At 50.4% G+C, this 6,927-nt stretch carries 5 protein-coding genes and 1 pseudogene; 2 read left to right on the top strand and 4 right to left on the bottom strand.

The genetic code is table 11. From position 1 onward, the window contains the following. The 4 genes and pseudogenes from VJY99_RS11195 to sad form a co-directional block, all read right to left on the bottom strand. Positions 1-436, bottom strand: a pseudogene (locus tag VJY99_RS11195) (tagaturonate reductase); the annotation flags it as partial. 146 nt (positions 437-582) lie between these two features. Beyond that, entirely contained in the window at positions 583-2,001 is a 1,419-nt protein-coding gene (locus VJY99_RS11190; RefSeq protein WP_324118435.1) for a diguanylate cyclase, read from the bottom strand. A gap of 142 nt (positions 2,002-2,143) precedes the next feature. After that, positions 2,144-3,070 (bottom strand): glutaminase B, encoded by a 927-nt coding sequence (glsB, locus tag VJY99_RS11185; protein WP_324118433.1) that lies wholly within the window; start codon positions 3,068-3,070, stop codon positions 2,144-2,146. 173 nt (positions 3,071-3,243) lie between these two features. After that, positions 3,244-4,620: a succinate-semialdehyde dehydrogenase gene (gene sad, locus VJY99_RS11180; protein WP_324118431.1), complete on the bottom strand. Its 1,377-nt coding sequence runs from the start codon at positions 4,618-4,620 to the stop codon at positions 3,244-3,246. Positions 4,621-4,721: 101 nt separating this feature from the next. Between sad and ptrR the strand changes: the two genes are divergently transcribed. After that, positions 4,722-5,582: a putrescine utilization regulator PtrR gene (gene ptrR / locus VJY99_RS11175; protein WP_324118428.1), complete on the top strand. Its 861-nt coding sequence runs from the start codon at positions 4,722-4,724 to the stop codon at positions 5,580-5,582. 139 nt (positions 5,583-5,721) lie between these two features. Next, positions 5,722-6,918 carry a sugar transporter gene (locus tag VJY99_RS11170; RefSeq protein WP_324118426.1) on the top strand — a complete coding sequence of 399 codons (1,197 nt, stop codon included), beginning with the start codon at positions 5,722-5,724 and terminating at the stop codon, positions 6,916-6,918. Positions 6,919-6,927: the final 9 nt, after the last annotated feature.

Genomic DNA, 6,927 nt, shown 5'->3' with positions numbered 1-6,927 from the left:
GTTTAGCCGGATAGCTTACCGCTGGCGCATCTGCAAATTTATCGCCCGCGTGGTAGCTGATACCCGCTTCGGTGGTGTTGGAGAACACAAAACGCATCTCTGGGTTATGTGCCAGCTTAAGGAACGCGTCGTACTCTTGATAGACGTTGATTTCTCTGTTTACTGAGCGAATCAGACGTGCGTCACTTACCGCTTCGCCCTGCTCGTTCAGGCCACGGATAACCGTGGTGTAAAGCCCATCCTGGGTTGATAATGACGGTGGGAATGCACTGTCGATCGGACGTACAATCACCACGCCCGCATTTAAGTCCGTATGTTCATTGAGTAAATCGACTTGCCAGTCAATGAAAGCGCGCAGGAAGTTGCCCTCACCAAACTGGATAATACGTTCAGGATATTGAGCGCCAGGGAAATCATGACGATTTAGAGTTTTCACTATGTTGTTCCTTGGTGTGTACAGGATGAACGACTAGAAATATCCCAAACAAATTATCAGAACCCAACAAAGTGAAACCCCGTTTTGATCAAACAAGAGTTGTTATACCAATTATTTTTGGTACAACAACTCTTGCTTTTGTCTGGTTAACTGTTTGCCGTGCTGATCTGATTGCGCCCATTACGTTTAGACAGATACAAATACTCATCAGCTTTCGCGAGTTGCGAGTTAAACGTATCGAGCAGAGTCTGTTCTTCCGGTATCGTTGCCGCAAGGCCAATGCTCACGGTGATAAACAGCGTTTGTTGCTGATTACGAAACGCAGTGAGTTCAATATCCTTACGGATTTGCTCCGCTATTTCGAGACCTTCCTCGTCTGAGAAAACGCTACAAGCCACCACAAACTCTTCGCCGCCAAGACGCGCCACCAACCCCCTCTCGCCCACAATTTTCGATAAACGGTTGGCAAAAGCGGTTAACACAACATCACCGCATTCGTGACCAAAGCTGTCATTAATGCGTTTGAAGTAATCAATATCCAGCAGCATGACGCAGAGTTTTTGGTGAGGTTGATGCATCAATGGCATTTTGTATTTCAGTGCTTCATAAAGACCGGAACGGGAATAAACACCAGTGAGATAGTCATAATCGGCCCGCAGCGAGACCTGTTTAATCAGCCGATTAATCGCATCAACACTGACGGAAACGATAAGCGGGCAAATCGCCATCGTGGCAATTCCAAGACGTGCGGAGAACATCCCATTCACCACCAATTGTTTATCGGGGTAAATTGCGATGATGGAGTGAGCCAATAAAATAATCTCCGCCCCACCTGTTAATAACGTCACCAACGCGGTCACGGGCAAAGGATAACGAATTGCACACCAGATGAGGGCTGGCAACGGAAACGCCAGGCTACCTGCACCACCAACTGCAACCGATGCGATAACCGAAATGATAACGCCCAGCACGGGGTAAATTTTCGACAGATGAAAATCGGGTAACGTCTTCCACTGCGGCCAGTTCGCCATCAGCAAAAATGGCATCATCAAAACGCCGGTCGAAAATTGTTCGCTAAACCAGTCAGCAAATAGCGAAATGAAATGACGATAATCTGACGCTGGGCCAGTTGATCCTATTGAACCTAATAAAGAACTGAGCAGTGAACCTATCAGACAAGTATAAAAAAGATTAAACGCATTGAGCGCCCAATTGTTTTCATCTTGTGCCCTGGAATATCGCAGTAATAACTGGGCGATGACAACAATAAATACCATATTCGACAGGTTGATTATTGCCGATTGCCATCCCCAACTCGTCGTGAAGGCGTCATACACCACCATTGCGCTATAGCAAATAACGTAATAAAAGGGGCGATTCAGGAACGGGTTGCGTAGAAACACCGCCGCCAGCACCGCATTGAGCGGCCAGAACAGCGACAGCTCATCAATCAGGCGAAGTGATGCGCCAAAAAAATAGAACAATGTGGTAATGACAAATAATTTAACCGCGTTATCCAAATATTTTTTGGGCGAAAAAAACTCAAAGTGACTTTTATTTAACATGCTGTTTTTTTTGCTCATAATTATGCATGTACTGCGTAAAGATTTTACACGCCAGGATGCGTGAAAAAATAAGATTTATCTTAGCATGTTTTATCTGGTTCACCTTGCGGCCAACCAGTAAGTGTGAAACTTGTGTCAAAATTTAAAAGATTGAGCGGCCAATTCGTTGTGCCAAAATTTCCAGTGCAGCGGTTCCGGCTAACGAGTTACCCGAGGTATCCAACTCTGGGCACCAGACCGCAATAGACATCTCATGCGGCACAATGGCGATAATCCCCCCGCCGACACCTGATTTACCGGGCATTCCTACCCGATACGCAAACTCACCGGCACCATCGTACATCCCGCTGGTGACCATCAGCGCATTGATCTGTCTGGCTTGTTGCGCCGTGATAATCGGTTCTTCAAGGTGCAATGCACGCCCCTGATTCGCCAGAAATAAAAAGGTTTTCGCCAGTTCATTGCAACTCATTTTCAGCGCGCAATAGTGGAAATAATTCTGCAAGACGGTGATGACGTCATTATCAAAATTACCAAAGGATTTCATCAGCCAGGCGATGGCCGCATTACGCGCCGAATGCTCGAACTCAGATTTTGCAACGCGGGTGTCGTATGCCAGAAGGGGTTGTTCCGCCATTGCCCGCACCACTTCCAGCATTCGCTGTTTCGGCGCGCTCAAGCGGGTCTGCAACATATCACACACCACCAACGCCCCGGCATTAATAAACGGGTTACGGGGTTTGCCGTGCTCAAGCTCCAACTGGAGTAATGAATTGAAGGGCTGCCCCGAAGGTTCTTTACCCACGCGCGTCCAGATTTCGTGCTCGTCATAACGCGCCATGGCAAGCGACAGACTCAGCACTTTTGAAATGGATTGGATGGAGAATCGCTCTGCCGCATCCCCGGCGCTAAATACCTCGCCATCGACAGTACAAACTGAAATTCCCAGTTTATTGCCAGGAACTTCAGCCAATGCCGGTATGTAATCAGCAACTTTACCCTGACCAATCAGGGGCCGAACCTGCGCAAGAATATCTTCGAGCAATTGATTATCTAACGGACCTGGCACTGCAAACTCCTGAATAGCGGGTATTTTACGCCCGCCAGTATATCAGACGCAGTTCATCACAGGCAGGTGAAAACGCGCAACGGCACTTCCGAGACGAGGAGATTCATCGCGTAACAGCCGGGAGATGACAGGCTTGACGTGGCGGGCAGCATGGCCGCTTACCCACCTATTCTCTAGAGCCGGTCTTTCCACACGGTTTGCACGTTACAGAACTCATGCAAACCAAAATGTGAAAGCTCGCGGCCAAAACCGCTTTTCTTCACGCCGCCAAATGCCACGCGCGGGTCACTGGCACTATAGCCGTTGATAAATACTCCACCGCATTCAAGACGAGCGGCGAACTCGCCTGCTAACTCAGTATTTGCGGTAAACAACGTGGCAGAAAGGCCAAAGTCACTGTCATTGGCCAACTCCAGAGCCTGTTCGGCGTCCCGAGCCACGGTAATCGTTGCCACCGGCCCAAACAACTCTTCGCGAAACGCCAGCATCTCCGGCGTGACATTCCCCAGGACAGTTGGCGCGTAGTAATTCCCTTCACCCGCCAGTTTCTCACCACCCAATAGCAATTTCGCACCTTGATTTAGTGACGTTGTCACCTGTTGATGCAGTTCATCACGCAGGTCATATCGCGCCATTGGCCCAATATACGTGGTGTCGTCAGTAGGCTCGCCTATTTTCAATGCCTGTACCGCGGTGATGAATTGTTCAGTGAATGCCTGGGCAACGCCTTCTTCAATAATGAAGCGTTTCGCCGCCGCACAGACTTGCCCGGTATTCTGATAACGTCCTGCTACTGCCGCTTTTACCGCTTCATTAAGGTCAGCGTCATTAAGCACGATAAACGGATCGGAACCGCCTAACTCCAGAACACATTTTTTCAACGCGGCACCCGCCTGCGCGCCAATCGCCGCACCTGCACGTCCGCTCCCCGTTACCGTAACCGCCGCAACCCGCACGTCGCTAATCGCCTGGCTTACGCCCGAGGGCGTCACATTGATGACTTCAAATACCCCTTGCGGGAAGCCTGCTTCGTCAAACAACTGTTTGATAAGCTGCGCACAACCCATCACGTTCGGCGCAGGCTTGAGCACATAACTGTTTCCTGCTAAAAGGATCGGTACTGCACCGCGCAACACTTGCCAGAGCGGGAAATTCCACGGCATCACCGCCAAAATAACGCCCAATGGACGATACTCAATCACCGCCTGCTGGTTTTCCACCGATGTACTTTCGCTTGCTAACATTGCCGGGCCGTGTTCTGCGTACCAGTCACATAAATTTGCCGATTTAGCCACTTCACTACGAGCCTGGGCGATAGGTTTGCCCATTTCTGCCGTGATCATTTGCGCCACAGCTTCAGCATTGTTGCGCAGCGCAGCGCCAAGTGCGCGTAACTTCGCGGCGCGTTCCGCCAGCGGTACATCACGCCAGATTTTAAAAGCCGAGTGATTCCCGGCAAGCGCATTATCTAACTGTTGCGCCGACTCAAAAGCGGTTGCTGACAGCTGAATGCCGTTAGCCGGATTAATAGAAATAGCGTGTGTGTTCATGATGCCCCCACGGTTGCGTTGATGGACACACTTTAATCCTGAGTGACAATCATGAAAAATGAATAATAATGAGTGAGTCATTCACATATTGAGAAAGGTTTATGGATCTCACCCAGCTTGAAATGTTTAATGCGGTTGCCGAAACCGGCAGCATCAGCGCGGCGGCGGTTAAGGTGCATCGTGTCCCGTCTAATCTCACCACCCGTATTAAGCAACTTGAGGCCGATCTCGGTGTGGAGTTGTTCATCCGTGAAAACCAACGTTTGCGTCTGGCTCCCGCCGGACACAGCTTTCTGAGCTACAGCAAACGTATTCTGGCGTTAGTTGATGAAGCCCGTATGGCGGTTTCAGGCGATGAACCACAAGGTATCTTGACGCTCGGTTCGCTGGAAAGTACCGCCGCCGTGCGGATTCCCAACGTGTTAGCGACCTTTAACCAGCGTTTCCCCAAAATTCAGCTCTCGTTAGCCACGGGGCCATCAGGCGACCAAATTGAAGGTGTGCTGGATGGGCGGCTGTCTGCGGCCTTTGTCGATGGCCCAATCCTACATCCGTTACTGGAAGGGTTTTCGGTCTATGAAGAAGAAATGGTGATTGTCGCCTCCGCAGACCACGCGGTGATTACCCAAGCCAGACAAGTCAGCGGCGCCAGTATTTATGCGTTTCGGGCAAATTGTTCATACCGGCGGCATTTCGAAAACTGGTTCCACGACCAGCAATCGGTGCCGGGGAAAATTCATGAGATGGAGTCTTACCACGGCATGCTGGCGTGCGTCATTGCCGGAGCCGGAATTGCACTGATGCCCCGAAGCATGCTGGAAAGTATGCCAGGTAGTCATCAGGTTTCCATATCGCCACTGCCCGAAGACTGGCGATTCCTGAATACCTGGCTTATCTGGCGACGCGGTGCGAAAACCCGACAACTCGATGCGTTTATCGGGCTACTGGAACAAGCCCCTTAACTGCGCAACATGGCCTGGGATCCCCGAATATTTTTACAATTTAATGAGACTTAAATCACAAAATTGGTTGTACGCCTGGATTGATGGTTTTATGATCACCTTCTCTCCATCCTTTTACTTACCAGCGCGAACACCATTTATGACAATAAGCAATGTTTCACGCAAAACGGCGTGGTTACGCGTCGTTACGCTCGCTGTCGCAGCCTTTATTTTTAACACCACAGAATTTGTTCCGGTGGGTTTGCTGTCTGACATCGCTGATAGTTTTGGCATGCAAACTGCGCAGGTCGGGATCATGCTGACTATCTATGCATGGGTGGTGGCGCTGATGTCTCTGCCCTTTATGTTATTGACCAGCAAGGTCGAACGAAAGCGGCTGTTAGTCAGCATATTCATTGTGTTTATCGCAAGCCACGTGCTCTCGTTCGTCGCCTGGAACTTTACCGTTCTGGTGATTAGCCGCATTGGTATCGCTTTTGCCCACGCTATTTTCTGGTCAATTACCGCATCGCTGGCGATTCGTATGGCACCGGCAGGCAAAAAAGCACAGGCGATGAGTTTAATTGCCACCGGTACAGCGCTGGCCATGGTGCTAGGTTTGCCACTTGGGCGAATCGTCGGGCAGTATTTCGGCTGGCGCACCACCTTCTTCGCCATTGGCGTGATCGCGGCCATTACGCTGTTCTGTGTGATGAAACTGCTGCCTAAATTGCCAAGTGAACATTCGGGTTCGCTGAAAAGTTTGCCCCTGCTATTCAAGCGCCCGGCATTGGTCAGCATATACGCGTTAGTTGCGGTGGTTGTCACCGCGCATTACACGGCTTACAGCTACATTGAGCCGTTTGTGCAAACCGTGGGGGGGTTAAGTGCCAATATGGCAACCTTCCTGCTGTTGGTGCTGGGTGGTGCCGGGATTATCGGTAGCGTGATGTTTGGTAAATTTGGTAATCGACATTCCTCCACGCTCGTCAGTGGTTCGGTCGGTTTGTTGGTGCTGTGTCTCGCGTTGCTGTTACCTGCCGCGCAAAATATCACTCACCTCACGCTGTTATGCCTGTTCTGGGGGATTGCCATCATGCTCCTTACCCTTGGCATGCAGGTGAAAGTTCTGGCGCTGGCACCGGATGCAACCGATGTATCAATGGCTTTATTCTCGGGGATTTTTAATATCGGGATTGGCGCGGGGGCATTGGTGGGGAATCAGGTGAGTCTGCATTTTGATATGTCCAGCATCGGCCTGGTCGGTGCCGTTCCTGCACTGGTCGCGCTTATCGCCTCGGTGTTGATCTTCCGCCGCTGGCCGGTGTCTTTAGAAGAACAACCGCAGCACAGTTAATCGTGATGT

Origin of the sequence: Buttiauxella sp. (genome assembly GCF_035271705.1) — a bacterium.
GTDB lineage: Bacteria > Pseudomonadota > Gammaproteobacteria > Enterobacterales > Enterobacteriaceae > Buttiauxella.
Note: the sequence above shows the minus strand (reverse complement) of the source record. Positions and strands in the feature narration are given on the sequence as shown.